Origin of the sequence: Bradyrhizobium sp. BRP20, assembly GCF_020194215.1 — a bacterium.
Lineage (GTDB): Bacteria > Pseudomonadota > Alphaproteobacteria > Rhizobiales > Xanthobacteraceae > Bradyrhizobium > Bradyrhizobium yuanmingense.
Window position 1 is genome coordinate 1 of record NZ_JADYVY010000098.1, and the last position, 454, is coordinate 454.

Annotated in this window: 1 protein-coding gene; it reads right to left on the minus strand. The window is 72.7% G+C overall.

What is annotated here, in order from left to right; all coding sequences use genetic code 11:
- Positions 1-454 (minus strand): histidine kinase (locus I6F33_RS37965; protein WP_225145797.1); only part of this gene is annotated, 454 nt, incomplete at both ends.

A 454-nucleotide genomic window follows, 5' to 3' on the forward strand; every position in this document is an offset into this window, starting at 1 on the left:
TCAATCGGCCGTGGACCGGCAGTCTGCGGTCGCGCCACAGCCTGCGGTAGGGCGGCGGCCTGCGCTGGGGCGTCCGTGTTTTTCCCTGCAACCCCAGCAACCGCCGGCTCTTCCGAAAACTCGATGTCCACTCCGGACGCCCGTGCGCGCTCGACCAGCGCCGGGACGCCTCCCTGGACCGGGTCGACCGGTGGGGCGTCTTCGCGCAGCAGGCCGAGGATCTCGCGCAGCCGCTCGGTGGCCGCGGCGGCGCTTTCGCGCAGTGCCTTGGCTTCCGCGCTTCCCGACATCTCCAGCGCCGCCGCACGCAGGGCGATCAGGCTCAGTTCGTGGCCCAGCGAGTCGTGCATGTCGCTGGCGATGCGGGCCCGCTCGCGCAGCCGCGCCTCCTCCGCGACGATCCGTTGCCGCAGCTCCAGTTCCTCCGCGCGCTGCCACCCGGACCGCACCAGGT